At 66.0% G+C, this 16,437-nt stretch carries 13 protein-coding genes; all 13 read right to left on the reverse strand.

Translation table 11 applies throughout. The features are described 5' to 3' along the window. Positions 1–18: 18 nt before the first annotated feature. A complete protein-coding gene (locus CKO35_RS00050) occupies positions 19–1,212 on the reverse strand; it encodes an acetyl-CoA C-acyltransferase (RefSeq protein WP_200171289.1) in 1,194 nt (397 codons plus the stop codon). Positions 1,213–1,244: 32 nt separating this feature from the next. Next, the gene (locus CKO35_RS00055; protein WP_200171291.1) at positions 1,245–3,656 is read right to left on the reverse strand and encodes a 3-hydroxyacyl-CoA dehydrogenase/enoyl-CoA hydratase family protein; all 2,412 of its coding nucleotides are present in this window, start codon (positions 3,654–3,656) and stop codon (positions 1,245–1,247) included. 14 nt (positions 3,657–3,670) lie between these two features. Then, positions 3,671–5,518: an AMP-dependent synthetase/ligase gene (locus CKO35_RS00060; protein WP_200171292.1), complete on the reverse strand. Its 1,848-nt coding sequence runs from the start codon at positions 5,516–5,518 to the stop codon at positions 3,671–3,673. Between the two features lie 265 nt (positions 5,519–5,783). Further along, positions 5,784–6,470: a TetR/AcrR family transcriptional regulator gene (locus CKO35_RS00065; protein ID WP_200171294.1), complete on the reverse strand. Its 687-nt coding sequence runs from the start codon at positions 6,468–6,470 to the stop codon at positions 5,784–5,786. Positions 6,471–6,576: 106 nt separating this feature from the next. Further along, complete coding sequence (locus CKO35_RS00070; protein WP_200171296.1) at positions 6,577–7,539, reverse strand: LpxL/LpxP family acyltransferase; 963 nt, start codon at positions 7,537–7,539, stop codon at positions 6,577–6,579. After that, positions 7,536–7,868 (reverse strand): tetratricopeptide repeat protein, encoded by a 333-nt coding sequence (locus CKO35_RS00075; RefSeq protein ID WP_200171298.1) that lies wholly within the window; start codon positions 7,866–7,868, stop codon positions 7,536–7,538. Before CKO35_RS00075 ends, CKO35_RS00070 begins: the two co-directional genes overlap by 4 nt. An 11-nt stretch (positions 7,869–7,879) precedes the next feature. After that, positions 7,880–9,253 carry a Trk system potassium transporter TrkA gene (trkA, locus tag CKO35_RS00080; protein WP_200171300.1) on the reverse strand — a complete coding sequence of 458 codons (1,374 nt, stop codon included), beginning with the start codon at positions 9,251–9,253 and terminating at the stop codon, positions 7,880–7,882. Further along, positions 9,250–10,623, reverse strand: a complete 1,374-nt coding sequence (locus tag CKO35_RS00085) for a sigma 54-interacting transcriptional regulator (protein WP_200171302.1) — start codon at positions 10,621–10,623, stop codon at positions 9,250–9,252. The genes trkA and CKO35_RS00085 overlap by 4 nt, the downstream gene beginning before the upstream one ends. Beyond that, positions 10,620–12,833 carry a sensor histidine kinase gene (locus CKO35_RS00090; protein WP_200171304.1) on the reverse strand — a complete coding sequence of 738 codons (2,214 nt, stop codon included), beginning with the start codon at positions 12,831–12,833 and terminating at the stop codon, positions 10,620–10,622. Before CKO35_RS00090 ends, CKO35_RS00085 begins: the two co-directional genes overlap by 4 nt. Continuing rightward, entirely contained in the window at positions 12,818–13,351 is a 534-nt protein-coding gene (locus CKO35_RS00095; protein ID WP_242466931.1) for a DUF4390 domain-containing protein, read from the reverse strand. Before CKO35_RS00095 ends, CKO35_RS00090 begins: the two co-directional genes overlap by 16 nt. 47 nt (positions 13,352–13,398) lie before the next feature. Then, on the reverse strand, positions 13,399–14,700 hold the full coding sequence (gene rsmB, locus CKO35_RS00100) for a 16S rRNA (cytosine(967)-C(5))-methyltransferase RsmB (protein WP_200171308.1): 1,302 nt from the start codon (positions 14,698–14,700) through the stop codon (positions 13,399–13,401). Positions 14,701–14,804: 104 nt separating this feature from the next. Then, complete coding sequence (gene fmt, locus CKO35_RS00105) at positions 14,805–15,764, reverse strand: methionyl-tRNA formyltransferase (protein WP_200171309.1); 960 nt, start codon at positions 15,762–15,764, stop codon at positions 14,805–14,807. 52 nt (positions 15,765–15,816) lie between these two features. Further along, positions 15,817–16,377, reverse strand: a complete 561-nt coding sequence (def, locus tag CKO35_RS00110; RefSeq protein WP_200171312.1) for a peptide deformylase — start codon at positions 16,375–16,377, stop codon at positions 15,817–15,819. Between the last annotated feature and the right edge of the window lie 60 nt (positions 16,378–16,437).

Here is a 16,437-nt window from a genome sequence, read left to right on the forward strand (position 1 = left end):
TTTCCAGGTCCGGCGCGCCTACATGCGCTCGAAGATGCCGGCGGCACCCATGCCGGTGCCCACGCACATGGTCACCATGCCGTAGCGGCCGCCGGTGCGGCGCAGGCCATGGGTCAGGGTGGCGGTGCGAATGGCGCCGGTGGCTCCCAGGGGATGCCCCAGGGCGATGGCGCCGCCCAGGGGATTGACCCGGGCCGGATCCAGATCCAGTTCCCGCATCACCGCCAGGCTCTGGGCGGCGAAGGCCTCGTTGAGTTCGATCCAGTCCAGGTCCTGAATGCCCAGGCCGGCGCGGCGCAGGGCCATGGGCACCGCCTCCACGGGACCGATGCCCATGATCTCCGCCGGCACCCCGGCCACCGCGTAACCGACGAAGCGGGCCAGCGGTTCCAGTCCCAGGGCCTTCACCTGTCGCTCGCTCATCAGCAGCACGGCACCGGCGCCGTCACTCATCTGGGAGCTGTTGCCGGGGGTGACGCTGCCGGTGGCGGAAAACACCGGCTTGAGGCGGGCCAGGGCCTCGGCACTGGTGTCGGGACGCGGCCCCTCATCGGTGTCCACCCGACACTCCCGCACGGCGATGCAGTTCCCCTGGGGGCCCGGCTCCGCATGGCGCACCGTGACCGGCAGGATCTCCCGCCGGAAATGCCCGGCATCCATTGCGGCGACGGCGCGGGCATGGCTCTGCAGGGCGAAGGCATCCTGATCCTCCCGGCTCACGCCCCAGCGGACCGCCACCTTTTCGGCGGTCAGGCCCATGCCGTAGGCAATGCCCACCTGGCCCTCGTCATGGAACAGGGAAGGATTGAACTGGGGACGATGCCCCATCATGGGCACCTGGCTCATGGACTCGGTGCCGGCGGCGATCATCACCTCGCTCTCCCCCAGGCGGATGCGGTCCGCCGCCAGGGCCACCGCCTGCAGGCCGGAGGCACAGAAACGGTTGACGGTATAGCCGGGCACCCGGTCCGGCAACCCGGCCAGAAGGGCGCCGACCCGGGCCACGTTGAGTCCCTGGGAGCCTTCCGGCATGGCACAGCCCACCACCACGTCGTCGACCAGGGCCGGGTCCAGGTCGGGACAGGCATCCAGCACGCCGCGGATGACATGGGCCAGCAGGTCGTCCGGACGGGTGTGGCGCAGATTCCCCCGGGGCGCCTTGCCCACCGGGGTGCGCAGGGCAGAAACAATGTACACAGCGTTTTCACTCATGATGCATGACTCCTTGCCGTCATCGGTTCGGCTCAGTTGCGCAGGGGCTTGCCGGTCTTGAGCATGTGGGCGATCCGCTGCTCGGTCTGGGGGGTGCGCAGCAGCGCCATGAACGCGGTGCGCTCCAGCTGCAGCAGCCATTCCTCGCTGACGCTGCTGCCGCTTTCCACTTCCCCGCCACACAGGGCGGCGGCGGCATGACGGGCGATGGCCAGATCGTGGGAGGAGATGAAGCCGCCCTCGTGCATGTTCACCAGCTGGGCCTGCAGATTGGCCAGCCCGGCCTTGCCGATCACCGGGACAGGCACCGGCAAGGGGGGCCGGTAGCCGCTTTCCACCAGGGCACGGGCCTGCACATGGGCCACGTGCAGGAGCTCGTGGGGATTGAGCACCACCGTGTCCGAAGGGCGCAGCAGACCCATCTGCCGGGCCTCCCTGGCACTGCGGGACACCTTGGCCAGGGCCACGGTTTCAAAAGCGCCGCGGATGAAGGGGAACAGGTCCCCGTCAGGGCTGGACTGGGCCGCCCGCCGGGCCAGTTCCTTACAGCCGCCCCCGGCCGGGATCAGGCCCACCCCGGCCTCCACCAGGCCGATGTAGCTCTCCATGGCGGCCACTACATGGTCGCAGTGCATGAGAAATTCGCATCCGCCCCCCAGGGCCAGGCCGCGCACCGCCCCCACCACCGGGATGCTGGCGTGGCGCAGACGCAGCGTGGCCTCCTGGAAGCGGGCCAGCATGTCTTCCAGGCTGCCATAGTCCTTGCGTTCCAGGGCGGCCAGCACCTGCTTGAGGTCCGCCCCCACGCAGAAGGGTTCGGTGGGCTGCCACAGCACCAGGGATTGATAGCGCTGTTCCGCCTCGGTCACGGCCTGCAGCACACCCTCCAGCACGGCGGCCCCCACTGCATGTTGAGGGGTCAGGAAACTGAGGATGCCCACGTCTTCCTGGAGATGCCACAGACGAACGGCCCCCGTATCCAGAGTCACATAACGGGGGCGCGAAGGAACCTCTCCCAGCACCCGGTCAGGAAACAGCTGGCGCCGGTACACCGGCAACGGCGAGCGGGCGACATACTCCCGCCCATGGGCATCCCAGGAGGTTTCCGAGCGGTGGACCTCGGATACGTCATCCACCCAATCGGGCAAGGGGGCGCCGGCCAGGCTGCGTCCGGCCTGGATGTCTTCCCGGATCCAGCCGGCCACCCGCTCCCAGCCCGCCGCCTGCCAGGTCTCGAACGGTCCGCTTGCCCAGCCGAAGCCCCAGCGCATGGCCAGATCCACGTCCCGGGCACTGTCGGCAATCTCCGCCAGCCAGCAGGCGGCGTAATGGAAGACATCCCGCTGAATGGCCCACAGGAAACGGGCCTGGGGATGTTCACTGGACCGCAGGGCGTCCAGCCGCTCCCCCGGGTCCTTCAGGCTCAGGATCTCCCGCACCGCCTCGTCCATCACCTGGCGAGCCTCCCGGTATCCTCCCTGGGAGGGGTCAAAGACCTGCAGCAGCCTGTCCTGGCGACGGTAGACGCCCGCCCCGGTCTTCTGGCCCAGGGCCCGCTGCTGGATCAACCCGCCGATCCAGTCCGGCAGCCTGAAGAAGGGTTGCCAGGGGTCCGTCCGCAGCAGACGGGCCGATCCGTCCACCACGTGAGCCAGGGTATCCAGCCCCACCACGTCCGCGGTCCTGAAGGTGGCGGACTTGGGCCGGCCGATGGCGGGACCGGTGAGGGCGTCCACCACGTCCGCCCCCAGGCCCATCGCCTCGGCATGGTGGATGGTGGCCACCAGGGAGAAGACGCCGACGCGGTTGGCGATGAAGTTGGGTGTGTCCCGGGCACGGATCACCCCCTTGCCAAGACCGCCCACCAGGAAGGTCTCCAGGGCATCCAGCACCTCGGGATCGGTTTCCCGCCCGGGGATCAGCTCCACCAGGTGCATGTAGCGGGGAGGATTGAAGAAATGAACGCCGCAGAAGCGGCGGCGCAGGGATTTGGGCAGGACATCGGCCAGGGCATTGATGGACAGCCCCGAGGTGTTGCTGGCCAGCAGGGCATCCTCGGACAGGAAGGGGATGATGCGACCGTAGAGTTCCCGCTTGAGGTCCATGCGCTCGGCGATGGCCTCGATGACGAAATCGCACTCGGACAGGGCCGACAGGCCGGTGTCATAGTTGGCGGGACGGATATGGGCGGCATCGGCCGGGTCCGCCAGGGGGGCGGGCTGCATCCTGCCCAACCCCTGGATGGCGCGACGGGCATGGGCATTGGGATCGCCGCCGTCGGCGGGCAGTTCAAACAGGACCACCGGGATGCCGGCATTGACCAGATGGGCGGCAATCTGCGCCCCCATCACCCCGGCGCCCAGCACGGCGGCACGCCGGATGAAGGTGGGCGCCGGACGAAAGGGGGCGCCAAGCGCCGCCTGGTGCATCATCACTGAACTCATGGACTCCTCCATTATCATCTTGAGTGGGCCAGACGCGGGGCCTGGCGGGGGCTGTGATGCCCTTCGTACAGAGCCTCCAGATCGTCCTGGAAGCATTTCAGGATGCTGTTGCGCTTGAGCTTGAGGGTGGGCGTGAGCATGGCGTTGTCCACCGTCCAGGGTTCGGGCAGGATCCGCAGACGCCGCACCTGCACGTAACCCGGGAAGCGGTGCAGCAGGTCACCGATCCGTTCCAGCAGCCAGGCTTCCACCTCCGGCGAGGTACTGGCCGCATCCATGCGGGCGGGCAGGCCGTGCTCGGCGGCCACCTCCCGCCAGATCGCCTCGTTGAGTACCACCAGCGCCACCAGATAGGGTCTCCCCTCCCCCACCACCATCACCTGCTCGAACATCGGGTCGTTGGCGATGGCCATCTCCACCTCGATGGGCGGCACCTTCTCGCCGTTGGCCAGCACGATGATTTCCTTGATCCGGCCGGTGATGGTGATGCGCCCCTCCGGGTCCAGGCGGGCCTTGTCGCCGGTGCGCAGCCAGCCATCCCGGGTCAGGGCCTGACGGTCGGCGGCGGGGTTGTTCCAGTAACCAGCCATGATGTTGGGACCGCGCACCTGCAGTTCATCCTGTTCACCGATGCGCACTTCCACGCCGGGCAGGGGTTTGCCGACGCTCCCCGGGCGGTTGTCCTTCAGGGTGTTGACGGCAATGACGGGGCTGGATTCGGTGAGTCCGTAGCCTTCCAGCACCGGGACGCCCAGGGCCAGAAACAGGCGGGAGATCTCGGGGCTGAGGGGAGCGCCGCCGCTGATGGCCACCCGCAGGCGGCCACCCAGGCGACGGGTGACCTTGCCGGCCACCAGGGCGCGAAGCAGCGGCCATGACAGTTCTCGCGGATGCCAGGAGGTCAGGCCCTGCTCACGCTGATAGCGATGCCAGCCTACCGCCACCGCCTGATGGAACAACTCCCGGGCAGTTGGGGATTTTTCCTTGAGTCCCTGCAGGATGCGTCCGTAGACCCGCTCATAGATGCGCGGCACCGAAACGAGGGCGGTGGGACGGTGATGGGCCAGGTCCTCGGGCAGGTCGTTCACCGACCGGGCATAGGCCACCGTGGCACCGGCCATGACGGGCACGTAATAGCCGATGGTGCGCTCCAGGGTATGGGAAAGGGGCAGGAAGGACAGGAACAGATCGTCCGGATAGATGGGGATGCGCTGCAGACCGGCCCAGGCATTTTCCAGCATGTTCAGATGGGACAACCTCACGCCCTTGGGACGTCCCGTGGAACCGGAGGTGTAGACGATGGAGGCCAGATCATGGCCGTTTGCGGCTATCGCTTCGGCCCCGCCGTCGCCGCCCCGTTCCAGCCACTGGTCCAGGCCCATGACCCGCCCTCGGCTGTCCATGGGACCCGCCGCCTGGGTCACGATCACCCGCTGCAGGCGCTTGAGTGCCTGACCACCCTGCTCGATACCACGCCATGTTTCCACCTGCTGGAGGATCAGCACGCTGGCGCCGCTGTCTTCCAGGATGTAGGCCAGGTTGTCGGCCCGATCGCTGGTATAGAGGGGAACGACCACCAGCCCCAGGCTCAGGGCCGCCTGATCAAAGGTGAGCCATTCACCGCTGTTGGGCAGCATGATGGCCACCACATCACCCGGCTTGAGGCCTTCCCGGGACAGGGCCGCCCGCCAGCGTTCCACGGCCGCCGAGGCGGCGGCCCAACTGCATTCCCGCCAGAGACCCTGGCCGGCATCGAATTGACGATAGGCGATGGCCTCGGGGGTGCGCCGTACCCGCGCCTGAAACAGACGGGGCAAGGTGCCGGCTTCCCCGGGGGGTATGTAATCCGTCCGCGTTTCCATGGTGTTACCTCCGATCCTGTCCGGGCTGTCTGCGCAGCCTGATTTCTTGGGATTTCATGCGCTGCATGTGACCGGCCCTCCGTGAGGCCGATGGTGCAGCGCAAAAGATTAAACGTTTGTTTTACTCCATTGAAAAAAATAATACGTGCCGTGCCTTGATGAATCATCGTGCAGCCACCGTGGATGCTGCAATGCGTCATTAAAACGTTTGTTTTACTGAGGCTCAAAAAAACACCGGGCATTACTGCATGCCCGTCATGACCGCTCAGACCGGGCTCATGGCATCGGTCTCCACTGCTTCCCGCCCCATCCGGGCCAGTTCTTCCGGTAGCGGTGCCCGCAGACCGGCGGCCAGAAAGGGCACCACGCGACGGATGATTTCCCGGGGTTCTTCCAGTTCCGCGTTCCGGCTGGATGCCAGCAACTGCATCATGTCGTTGCCGGCCATCACATAGGACATGACACCCAGCAGGAAATGCAGCCGCCAGTACAGCTCCGCCTTGGGCAATTCCGGCAGCACCATCCGGAATGCCGGCTTGAACCGGCTCACCAGTGCCTCGTTGGCGTGGCGCATGTGTTCGTGAAGGAAACTGGCATGTTCCGTATAGGTACGCCCCATCAGTCGCACGAAACGGCTGCCGCCCCCCCCGTCCCGGCTCAGCTCCAGAGGGGGACCGATGAAGGCCTCGATCAGGCCTTCCAGGGTGATGCTGCCCTGCCGCTCCAACCGGTCCAGACGACGGATGCGCTCCCGGTTGAGGGGTTCCAGCCGCCGCGCCAGTACCGCCTTGATAAGCCCTTCCTTGGAACCGAAGTGATAGTTCACCGCCGCCAGATTGACTTCGGCATGGGAGGTGATCTGGCGCAGGGAGGTCTGCCCAAGGCCGCGCTCGGCAAACAGATGTTCCGCCGTGTCCAGGATACGATCCTTGGTGTCGTTCGCTTCAGCCATGGTGCCTTTGGGAATAGTAAACGTACGTTTATTTATAACGCACCGGACGGGCAGGTCAAGCAGAATTTGACTCAACGCAATCCCGCCCCCTCGGCCGCCCGGGTCGCTAGTAGACGCGGGGCGCCCCTTCCGGGCGGGTCTTGAAGAAGCGCAGTGTCCAGAGATATTGGGCCGGATCCCGGCGGATGAGCGCTTCCAGCGCGGCATTCATGCGGGCCGCGTCGGTCGCGTCATCCCCGGTGGGAAAGTCCTCAAGCGGCGGCGCCATCACCAGCTCGTAACAGTCCTCATCAGTGCGGTAGAAGCCGATGGCGGGTACCACCGGTGCCCCGGTGAGCTTCACCAGGCGCCCCAGGGCCGGCACCGTGGCCTTGGGGATGCCGAAGAAGGGAGCGAACACCGCATTTTCCCGGCCCAGGTCCTCGTCGCCCAGATAGTAGAACACCTTGCCCAGACGGATATGTCGAATGGCCGGGCGCAGGCCCTGATCCCGGGAGAACATGGCGGCCCCGTACTGGGAACGGCTGCGGGTGTTGATCCACTCCACCACCGGATTGGACATGGGCTTGGCAAAGGACACGCCGCCCACCTCCAGGCTCAGCCGCAGACCGCCGAAATCCAGTGCCGGGGCATGGGCGGCACAGAGGATCACCGGCCGGCCGGCCTGCTGCATGGCCAGTACCCCGGCCTCGTCCACCAGCCGGATGCGCTGCCGGTGACGACGGCGACTGCCGAACCACAGCAGCGGATAATCGACGAAGCATTGACCGGCGATGCGGAAATGGTCCCGCAGTACCTGTTCCCGGCGGGCGGCGTCCCAGTCGGGGAAGCACAGGCGCAGGTTCACGTCGGCAAAGTGCCGGCGCTTGCCGCCGCTGCGCCAGGCCAGCCAGCCCACCAATCGGCCCAGACCCAGGGCCACGGGCCGCGGTAGCCACATGACCGCCCACAGCAGGCCGATGCCCAGCCAGGTCACCCAGTAGCGGGGATGGAGCATGAAAGGCCGGAAAGGCGGCAAATAGCCTTCAGGGGCCTGGTTGCGCCCGGCGGTGTCCGTCACTTCCGTCATTGATCCGGCCCGGCCAGCTGTTTCTCCGCCCGCTTGCGGAACACCTGCATCTCCTTGACCGCCTGCAGGTCGCCCTTCTGCCCGGCCACCCGGATACCCTCGTCGAAGGCCTCGATGGCCTCGTGCAGGGCGCCGCCCTCGGCCAGGGCCCGGCCCAGCAGTTTCCAGGCGGCGGAATACCCGGGATCCTGGCCCACGGCGGCCCGCAGATGGATGGCGGCCTCTCCCGGCCGCCCTTCCGCCAGATGGGCGTTGCCCAGGGTGAAACGCAGCATGGCATTGTCCTGGCCGGCGGCCAGCATGGCTTCAAAACGCTGAATGTTGCTCATGGATGAACCCCCTAGAGGAAGGTCACACTCACCTGGAACAGGCGCTCGACCTCTTTGACGCGGCGCTTGTCGGTAAGGAACAGGATCACATGGTCTTCCGCCTGGATGACCGTGTCGCGGTGGGCGATGATGACTTCGTCCCCCCGCACCAGGGCGCCGATGGTGCAGCCCCGGGGCAGGTTGATCTCCTCCACCATGCGCCCCACCACCCGGGAGGTCTTTTTGTCGCCGTGGGCGACCGCCTCGATGGCCTCGGCGGCCCCGCGGCGCAGGCTGTGCACCGCCACCACGTCGCCCCGCCGCACATGGGTGAGCAGGGCGCCGATGGTCACCTGCTGGGGAGAGATGGCGATGTCGATGATGCCGCTCTGCACCAGTTCCACGTAACTGGGGCGATTGATCAGGGACATCACGGTGCGCGCCCCCAGGCGTTTGGCCAGCATGGCGGAGAGGATGTTGGCCTCGTCGTCGTTGGTCACCGCCACGAAGACATCGGTGTTTTCGATGTTTTCCTCGATCAGAAGCTCCTCGTCGGCGGCATCGCCGCCGAGCACCACCACCTTGTCCAGCGCCTCCGCCAGTTCCCTGGCCCGTACCGGGTTGTGCTCGATGAGCTTGACGGAGAAGTGAGGCCCCAGCGCCTGGGCCAGACGTTTGCCGATATTGCCGCCACCGGCAATGATCAGGCGCCGGTAGGGCTTGTCCAGCTTGCGCAGCTCGCTGGTGACGGCCCGGATGTTCCGCCGCGCGGCGATGAAGAAGACCTCGTCGTCCACCTCGACGACCGTCTGGCCGTCCGGGTAGATGGCGGTGTCCTTGCGGAAGATGGCCGCCACCCGGGTCTGGACTCCGGGCATGTGGGTGGCCAGATGACGCAGTTCCTTACCCACCAGCGGCCCGCCATGATAGGCCCGTACCGCCACCAGGGAGACCCGGCCATCGGCAAAATCCAGCACCTGCAGGGCGCCGGGATGTTCGATCAGGCGCTGGATGTAGTTGGTGACCTCTTCCTCGGGACTGATCAGCACGTCGATGGGCAGGGCTTCGGGGGCGAACAGGGCCGGATAGCCCAGGTATTCCACACCACGGACCCGGGCGATCTTGGTGGGGGTGTGGAACAGGGTGTAAGCCACCTGACAGGCGATCATGTTGGTTTCGTCGGAGTTGGTGACGGCGATGATCATGTCCGCGTCACGGGCACCGGCCGCTTCCAGAACCTCCGGATGGGAGGCAAAACCGGTCACCGTACGCAAATCCAGGCGGTCCTGCAGGGCACGCAGGATGTCCGACCGGGTATCGATGATGGTGATGTCGTTGGCCTCGCTGGACAGGTTGTGGGCCACGGAACTGCCCACCTGCCCTGCCCCCAGGATCAGGATCTTCATTCTTTCGCCTTCTTGGGCTCGATACCGAGGGCGCGCAGTTTACGGTAAAGATGCGTGCGTTCAAGCCCCACCCGCTCCGCCAGCCGGGTCATGTGGCCGTCCACCTGCTCCATTTGTCGCAGCAGGTATTCCCGCTCGAACCGTTCACGGGCTTCCCGCAGGGGTAGCCCCACATCCACCCGGGGGGTTTCCCGGCTGTCATGCGCCAGCGGGCCACGGCCGGCCAGCGTGGCCTCGACCTCGTCCTCGTCCACTTCATCGGCATTGCCCAGAATCAGCAGGCGCTGCACCAGATTGCGCAACTCGCGGATATTGCCGGGCCAGGGGTAGCGGGCCAGACGGGCGCAGGCGGCTTCACTGAAATGACGCAGGGGCAGGCCTTCCTCCTGATGCAGGGCTTCGGCCTGATGATGCAGTAACTCGGGAATGTCCTCCGGGTGCCCCCGCAACGGGGGAACATGCAGGGGCACCACGCTCAGGCGATAGTACAGGTCCTCCCGGAACCCGCCGGAATGCACGAGGGTACGCAGGTCCACGCGGGTGGCGGCCACCACCCGCACGTTCACGGCGATGGGATCACTGCCGCCGACCCGGGTCATGCGCCGGTTTTCCAGGGCGGCCAGCAGGCGGCCCTGGGTATGCAGGTCCATCTGGGCCACCTCGTCCAGATAGAGCACGCCACCCTCGGCCTGCTCCAGCAGGCCATAGCGGATACGGTTGCCCTGTTCCTGCCCGAAGATCTCCACCGCCGCCTCATCGGCAGTCATCGTTCCCACCGGCACCTCCACGAAGGGACGGGCGGCGCGGGCACTCTGGCTGTGCAGGTAACGGGCAAAGGTCTGCTTGCCCACCCCCGCCTCGCCACTGATGAGGACCCAGGTGTCATGCTGGGCAATGCGCAGGACCTGTTCCCGCAGGGCCTGCATCACCGCGCTGGACCCTTGCGGCTGGACCACATGGCTGAATCGTTTGCGCAGGCCGATGTTTTCCCGGGTCAGACGGTCCGCCTCCAGGGCCCGCTCCACCGTCAGGGTGAGCTTGGCCATGGAGAGGGGCTTTTCGAGAAAATCATAGGCCCCCAGGCGAGTGGCCTCCACCGCGGTCTCCACCGATCCATGACCGGACATCATGATCACCAGGCTGGGCTGGCCACCGGCCTCGCTCCATTCCTTGAGCAGGCTGATGCCATCCCCATCCGGCATCCAGATATCCAGCAGGATGAGATCGAACCGGCGCCGGCGTCGCTGTTCGCGAGCCGCTTCCACGGTGCCGGCCACCTCCACGCTGTAACCCTCGTCCTCCAGGATCTCCTGAACCAGGGTCCGGATATCCGGCTCATCGTCTACGACCAGGATACTGGCTTGGTTCACACAACCTCCCGCGCTTCACTGTCCAGGGCGTGCATGCCCCCGGGCCCGGACAGGGGCAGACGTATGATGATCCGCGCCCCACCCCCGTCACGGTTTTCCGCCCAAACCATGCCGTTATGTTCTTCAACGATCTTCTTCACGATGGCCAGCCCGAGCCCGGTGCCCCGGGGCTTGCTGGTGACATACGGTTCGAACAGGCGGGGCATCATGTCCTCCGGCAGGCCGCGTCCATTGTCACTGACCAGGATCTCCACCATGCCGTGGCTGTCATCCTGCATGCAACGGGTTTCCAGAACCAGTTGCCCCCCGGAAATGCCCTCCAGGGCTTCCAGGCCGTTCTTGATCAGGTTATGCAGTAACTGACGAACACGGCCGGCATCGGCCACCAGGGTGGGCAAGTCCTCAAACAGCGCCAGATTGATTTGAACCGGGCTGTCCCCATGGCGATAAAGCTCCGTCACTTCCCGCATCAGGCGGTTCAGATCCAGCGGCCCGGGACTCATGGCGGGAGGCCGGGCATAGTCGCTGAAGGCGTTCACCATGGCCTTCATGGCTTCCACCTGCTGCACGATGGTATGGGTGGCCCGCCGGAGCACCTGTTCCTCCTCCGGCCCCAGATGGGGAAGCAGCTTCTTCTGCAAACGCTCGGCGGAGAGCTGGATGGGGGTCAGGGGATTCTTGATCTCATGGGCCAGGCGCCGGGCCACCTCGGCCCAGGCGGCATCCCGCTGGGCCTGCAGGAGGGTGGTGATGTCATCGAATACCACCACCGGGCCGCCCCGCAGTCCACCGCCGTAGGAGAGCCAGACACCGCGACACATGAGCACCTTGCGTCCGCTGGCGCCAAAGGCGGCAAGCTGTTCGCTCCACTCGGGCTCACGATGATGGAAGCGGTTACGCAGGGTTTCGTTGAAGGTTTCCACCACCCTGGAATGCTGTCCAATCTCCTCCAGGGAGCGCCCCAGATGGCGCTCCAGATCCACTTCCAGGATCTGCGCCGCGGCGGCATTGGCCGTTCTCAGGGTCAGGCGCCGGTCCAGGGTGATGACACCGGATGAAAGATTCTGCAGCACCGTTTCCAGGTACATGCGCTGGCTTTCCGCAAGACGGCGGCTGCGATCCACCTCATCACGGGTGGCGGCCAGGGTGGCGGTCATGGTGTTGAAGGAACTCACCAGAAAACCCAGTTCGTCATTGCGGGTGACCAGCAGTTTCTTGTGATACTCACCGGCGGCCACTGAGCGTGTGCCCTCGGCCAGTTCCTGGATGGGGGCGACCAGACGGCCCGAAAAGTACAGGGCCGCCCAGATGGCCGTCATCACGGATACCAGCAGGGCGAGTGAAAGGGTGGTGTTGAAACTCTGCTTCAGGGGCACCCGCAGATAGGCGAATTCCTTGTAGTCGGAAAAGGCGTCCTGGACGCTGTCCGCCAGCAGGCCCATGCGTGCCGCCACGGGGTAGACAGCCTGCAGGATGCTCCCCTCCCCGGTGGGATGGCGACTGGGGACCTGGGTCACCACCCGGATATGCAGACCGCTCTCATAGATGGGTTCGAGCGCGGCATAAGTGTGGCCCTGGGACAGCGCCAGCAGCACCTCGCCCGCCGGCAGGACCGGCAACCGCTGTACCCGCTCCCCACTGGCATAGGCGATGATGCGGTTGTTGGCCCCGAACAGGGACAGCTCCAGGGCCTGGCTGCCTTCACGCATGTCCCTCAGGCGCAGGGCCGCCAGGGTATCGGGGACATCGACCAGCTCCCTCGCCAGCAACTCGGTCTGACGGGTATGCTGCCGGACCCTGAGATCAAGGGACGAACGGGACAACTCCAGGGCATCTTCCAGGGCCTTTTCCACCCGCACGTCGAACCAGCTGTCGATGCCTTCGTCCAGAAACTTGATGGAAAAATAGTACACGATGGTGACCGGCAGCAGAGACAGGGCCACGAACAGGACCAGCAGCTTGGCCGTAAGCCGGGACCCGGGCTCACTGCGGATGACCTGTCGGCTCACCCTCAGCAGACGCACGCAGATGGCCAGGGCCATGGCCACCAGGGCCAGGGAATTGAACAGCAGCATCCAGACGTAAAGACGTTCAAAGCGCTCGGAGTTCTGGGCCGCATCCCCCATCACCACCAGAGAGCCCAGCAACAGCATGAACACGGTGGCCATGAACAGCAGCCCCACGGGAGCCTTTTTCAGCGCAGCGACCATGAGTACCACTCACTCACCGGGCTCCACTCCCGGGACAGATACCCCCGAACACGCAGCGGCAGGGGCAGGTCTTCCGCCCGCAACCGGGCACGCAGGCGAATGATGTAGTCCTGTCCCCCATCCAGCAGGGAGACATCCAGCAGCGGTATTTCCCGCAGGTCTCCCAGGACGGTCAGGGCCGACTCCAGGCGGTAGAAGCCCCGCTGGACGCCGGTATTGAGGTGGGTGATGACATACAGCCGGGTCAGGGCGTGATATTCCACGCGGTAGCGCTGCACCAGCTCGGCCACGGAGGCATTCCATAACCAGTCCCGGCTGCGGCTGATTTCAACCTGAACCTCGAAGGTGAGCTTGACGCCGTTGTGCAGGGCTTCATCGAGCTTGCGGGTGAGGCGGTAATCGATATCCGCATTGAGCAGATAGATGCCATTGACCAGTTCGGTACCGGCCCAGCGAACCTGGAGCGGGTTGCCCTCTTCCGCCGATAACATGCCCGGCCACGCCAGCAGCCAGCTCATCAGCAGGATGGCCGGAGATACAACTCGAAGCTGACGGGGTAGCGGGCTCAATGGCGGCTCAATCGGGCATAGTAAAATCCATCCATTCCCTGTTCACCGGCACGCAGCTGGCGACCGGCCCGGCCGGCAAGACCCCAGTCTGCCTCGATGGGCAGCTCCCGGGCCTCGGGTTCCTCGGCCAGGAAACGAGAGACTGTAGTGACATTTTCCTCGGGCATCAGGGAACAGGTCACATAAAGCAGCATACCGCCCGGGGCCAGCAGGGGCCAGAGTGCCCGCAGCAGACGTGCCTGCCGGGCCTGCAATGATGCAATATCCTCTTCCCGGCGCAGGTGCTTGATATCCGGGTGCCGACGGATCACCCCGGTGCCGGAGCAGGGCGCATCCAGCAGGATGCGGTCATAACTGCCCCCGTGGTGCCACTGCGCGGGTTCCGCCGCGTCGGCGGCGATCAGGCGGGCATCAAAACCGCCGCGCCGCAGGTTCTCGCGAACCCGTTCCAGGCGGTCAGGGTCCACATCCACGGCCGTGAGATCCAGCGCCCCACCCGCCTGTTCCAGCAGGTGCAGGGTCTTGCCACCCGGAGCGGCACAGGCATCCAGTACCCGCATTCCCGGCCGGCAACCAAGCAGCGGGGCCGTGAGCTGGGCGGCGGCATCCTGAACCGATACCAGGCCCTGATCAAAACCCGGCAAGCGTTCCACCGCCACGGGTTGCTCCAGGGTGAGCGCCGTCTCCACCCAGGGGTGGGGCCGCGCCTCCAGCCCCTGATCCGCCAGGCGATGCCGGTAGTCATCACGGGTGGAGCGTGTCAGGTTGACCCGCAGCGTCATCGGGGGATGGGCGTTGAGGGCGTCACAGAGGGCCTCGGTGTCATCCCCATGGGCAGACGCCAGACGGCGGTAGAGCCAGTCCGGCAGGGCGTGGCGCACCGCGGGATCCCGGTCCACCAGCCGGGCCGTCTCATCCATCTCCCGCTGGGCCCGCCGCAATACCCCGTTGATGAGACCCACCGCCCATTTCTTGCGCAGCCGCCGCCCCAGATCCGCCGTTTGCTGGATGGCCGCATAGTCGGGGGTGTTCATGTACAGCAGCTCGAACAGGCCCATGGCCAGGGCGCAGGCCACGTCCTGGTCCCGTCCCCGCGGGGGCTTGTCCATCCACTGGGCCAGCATGGCCTCCAGACGGCGATGCCAGCGCAGGGTACCGTAGCTCAGGGCCTGGGCCAGTCCCCGGTCCCGGGCACCAACCTGATCCAGCAGGGGTGGCAGGGCCTCGGACAGGGAGCCGCCGTCCCGCAGGACACGCAGAATGGCATGGAGGGCGGCTTCACGGGCAGACAGGGACATGCGGGACTCCAGTGTTATTCACCGGAAAAATAACACGATCCCATCGACCATGCGGGACTACGGATGGATGCCCGGCTGAGCGGGCAAGACAGGCAATGTTCGGATTATTCCACGTTCACGTCATTTCCCAGCACCACCCCCAGCAACGACCGCGCGTTCAGAAAGGGCGCCGCATCAAGGGGTTTACCGCCGGGGAGCTGAAGGCGGGTGATTCGCAGAATCCCCTCGCCGGTGGCGACGTCGATCCCTTCCGGCCCTTCCGCCACCACGGTGCCCGGTGCCGCCTCGGCAACGTCCGTGGGCAGGGCGCATGACATCCACAGCCTGAGTGGTTGCCCCTGATACAGGGTCTGGGCCACCGGCCAGGGGTTGAAGGCGCGGACGCACCGGTCCAGCACCACTGCCGGGCGGGACCAGTCCAGCAGGGCTTCAGCCTTGTCCAGCTTGCGGGCATAGGTGGCCAGTGTCTCGTCCTGGGGCTCGGGACAGAGCCGGCCGTCGGCCAGATCATCCAGGCAGGGCAGCAGCAGTGCCGCCCCCATCGCCGCCAGGCGGTCGTGCAGGGTCTGCGCGGTGTCGGCGGGAGTGATGGGGCATTCCCCCTTGAGCAGCATGTCGCCGGTATCGAGGCCGGCCGCCATCTGCATCAGGGTGACACCGGTCCGTTCATCCCCTTCCGCCAGGGCCCGCTGGATGGGGGCCGCGCCCCGCCAGCGGGGCAGCAGGGAGGCATGGATGTTGACACAACCCAGGCGGGGAATGTCCAGCACCGACTGGGGCAGGATGAGGCCGTAGGCCGCCACCACCATCAGGTCCGGCCGATAGTCGCGCAATCGCTCCTGCACCGGCTCGGGTCGCAGGCGTTCGGGCTGTTCCACCGGAATCCCGTGGGCCAGGGCCACCTGCTTCACCGGGCTGGGGGTCAGCTTGCGACCGCGACCGGCCGGGCGATCCGGCTGGGTATAGACCGCAACCACGTCGTGGGGGGAGGCAATCAATGCCTCAAGGGCCGGCACCGCAAAATCCGGGGTGCCGGCGTAGATGATGCGCAGGGGACTGGGCAATGGGAAACCTTGTGGATGAACGTGGAATCAGGCGCGGAGGCGAACGGGAGGCTCAGACGGCCTCCCGGTGACGGGCGGTACCGGCGGCTCCGGTCAGCCTGGCCTGTTTCTCCAGTTTTTTCTTGATGCGGCCCCGCTTCAGGGACGAGATGTGATCCACGAACAGCTTGCCGTCCAGGTGATCGATCTCATGCTGGATGCAGACCGCCAGCAGACCGCCGGCCTCCAGTTCGAAGGGCTTGCCGTCACGGTTCAGGGCCCGCACCCGCACCCGCTGGGCGCGCCGCACCGGCTCATAGAAGCCGGGGACGGACAGACAGCCTTCCTCGGTTTCCACATCGCCCTCGCGGGCAATGATCTCGGGGTTGATCAGGCAGAGGGGGTGCTGCCCCCGGCCGGAACGCTCGTCCGAACCCTCCTCGGCCACGTCCATCACCACCACCCGGTGCAGCACCCCCACCTGGGTCGCGGCCAGACCGATGCCCGAGGCGTGGTACATGGTTTCAAACATGTCGTCCACCAGTCTGCGGGTGGCGTCATCCACCACCTTGACGGTTTCGGCCTGACGACGCAGCCGGGGATCGGGAAAATGCAGGATTTCTAGCAGGGCCATGACCGCTCATCCGCTAAAGTGGGTGTATTTGTGCAGGCTCAAAATCATTTCTGCTACAGT

The organism is Ectothiorhodospira shaposhnikovii (genome assembly GCF_016584105.1).
GTDB classification, from domain to species: Bacteria; Pseudomonadota; Gammaproteobacteria; order Ectothiorhodospirales; family Ectothiorhodospiraceae; genus Ectothiorhodospira; species Ectothiorhodospira shaposhnikovii.

Bases quoted from the DNA above. Each gene is read 5' to 3' on its own strand.
- CKO35_RS00050 (WP_200171289.1), bottom strand. From the start codon at position 1,212: ATGAGTGAAAACGCTGTGTACATTGTTTCTGCCCTGCGCACCCCGGTG.
- CKO35_RS00055 (WP_200171291.1), bottom strand. From the start codon at position 3,656: ATGAGTTCAGTGATGATGCACCAGGCGGCGCTTGGCGCCCCCTTTCGT.
- CKO35_RS00060 (WP_200171292.1), bottom strand. From the start codon at position 5,518: ATGGAAACGCGGACGGATTACATACCCCCCGGGGAAGCCGGCACCTTG.
- CKO35_RS00065 (WP_200171294.1), bottom strand. From the start codon at position 6,470: ATGGCTGAAGCGAACGACACCAAGGATCGTATCCTGGACACGGCGGAA.
- CKO35_RS00070 (WP_200171296.1), bottom strand. From the start codon at position 7,539: ATGACGGAAGTGACGGACACCGCCGGGCGCAACCAGGCCCCTGAAGGC.
- CKO35_RS00075 (WP_200171298.1), bottom strand. From the start codon at position 7,868: ATGAGCAACATTCAGCGTTTTGAAGCCATGCTGGCCGCCGGCCAGGAC.
- trkA (WP_200171300.1), bottom strand. From the start codon at position 9,253: ATGAAGATCCTGATCCTGGGGGCAGGGCAGGTGGGCAGTTCCGTGGCC.
- CKO35_RS00090 (WP_200171304.1), bottom strand. From the start codon at position 12,833: ATGGTCGCTGCGCTGAAAAAGGCTCCCGTGGGGCTGCTGTTCATGGCC.
- CKO35_RS00095 (WP_242466931.1), bottom strand. From the start codon at position 13,351: ATGAGCTGGCTGCTGGCGTGGCCGGGCATGTTATCGGCGGAAGAGGGC.
- rsmB (WP_200171308.1), bottom strand. From the start codon at position 14,700: ATGTCCCTGTCTGCCCGTGAAGCCGCCCTCCATGCCATTCTGCGTGTC.
- def (WP_200171312.1), bottom strand. From the start codon at position 16,377: ATGGCCCTGCTAGAAATCCTGCATTTTCCCGATCCCCGGCTGCGTCGT.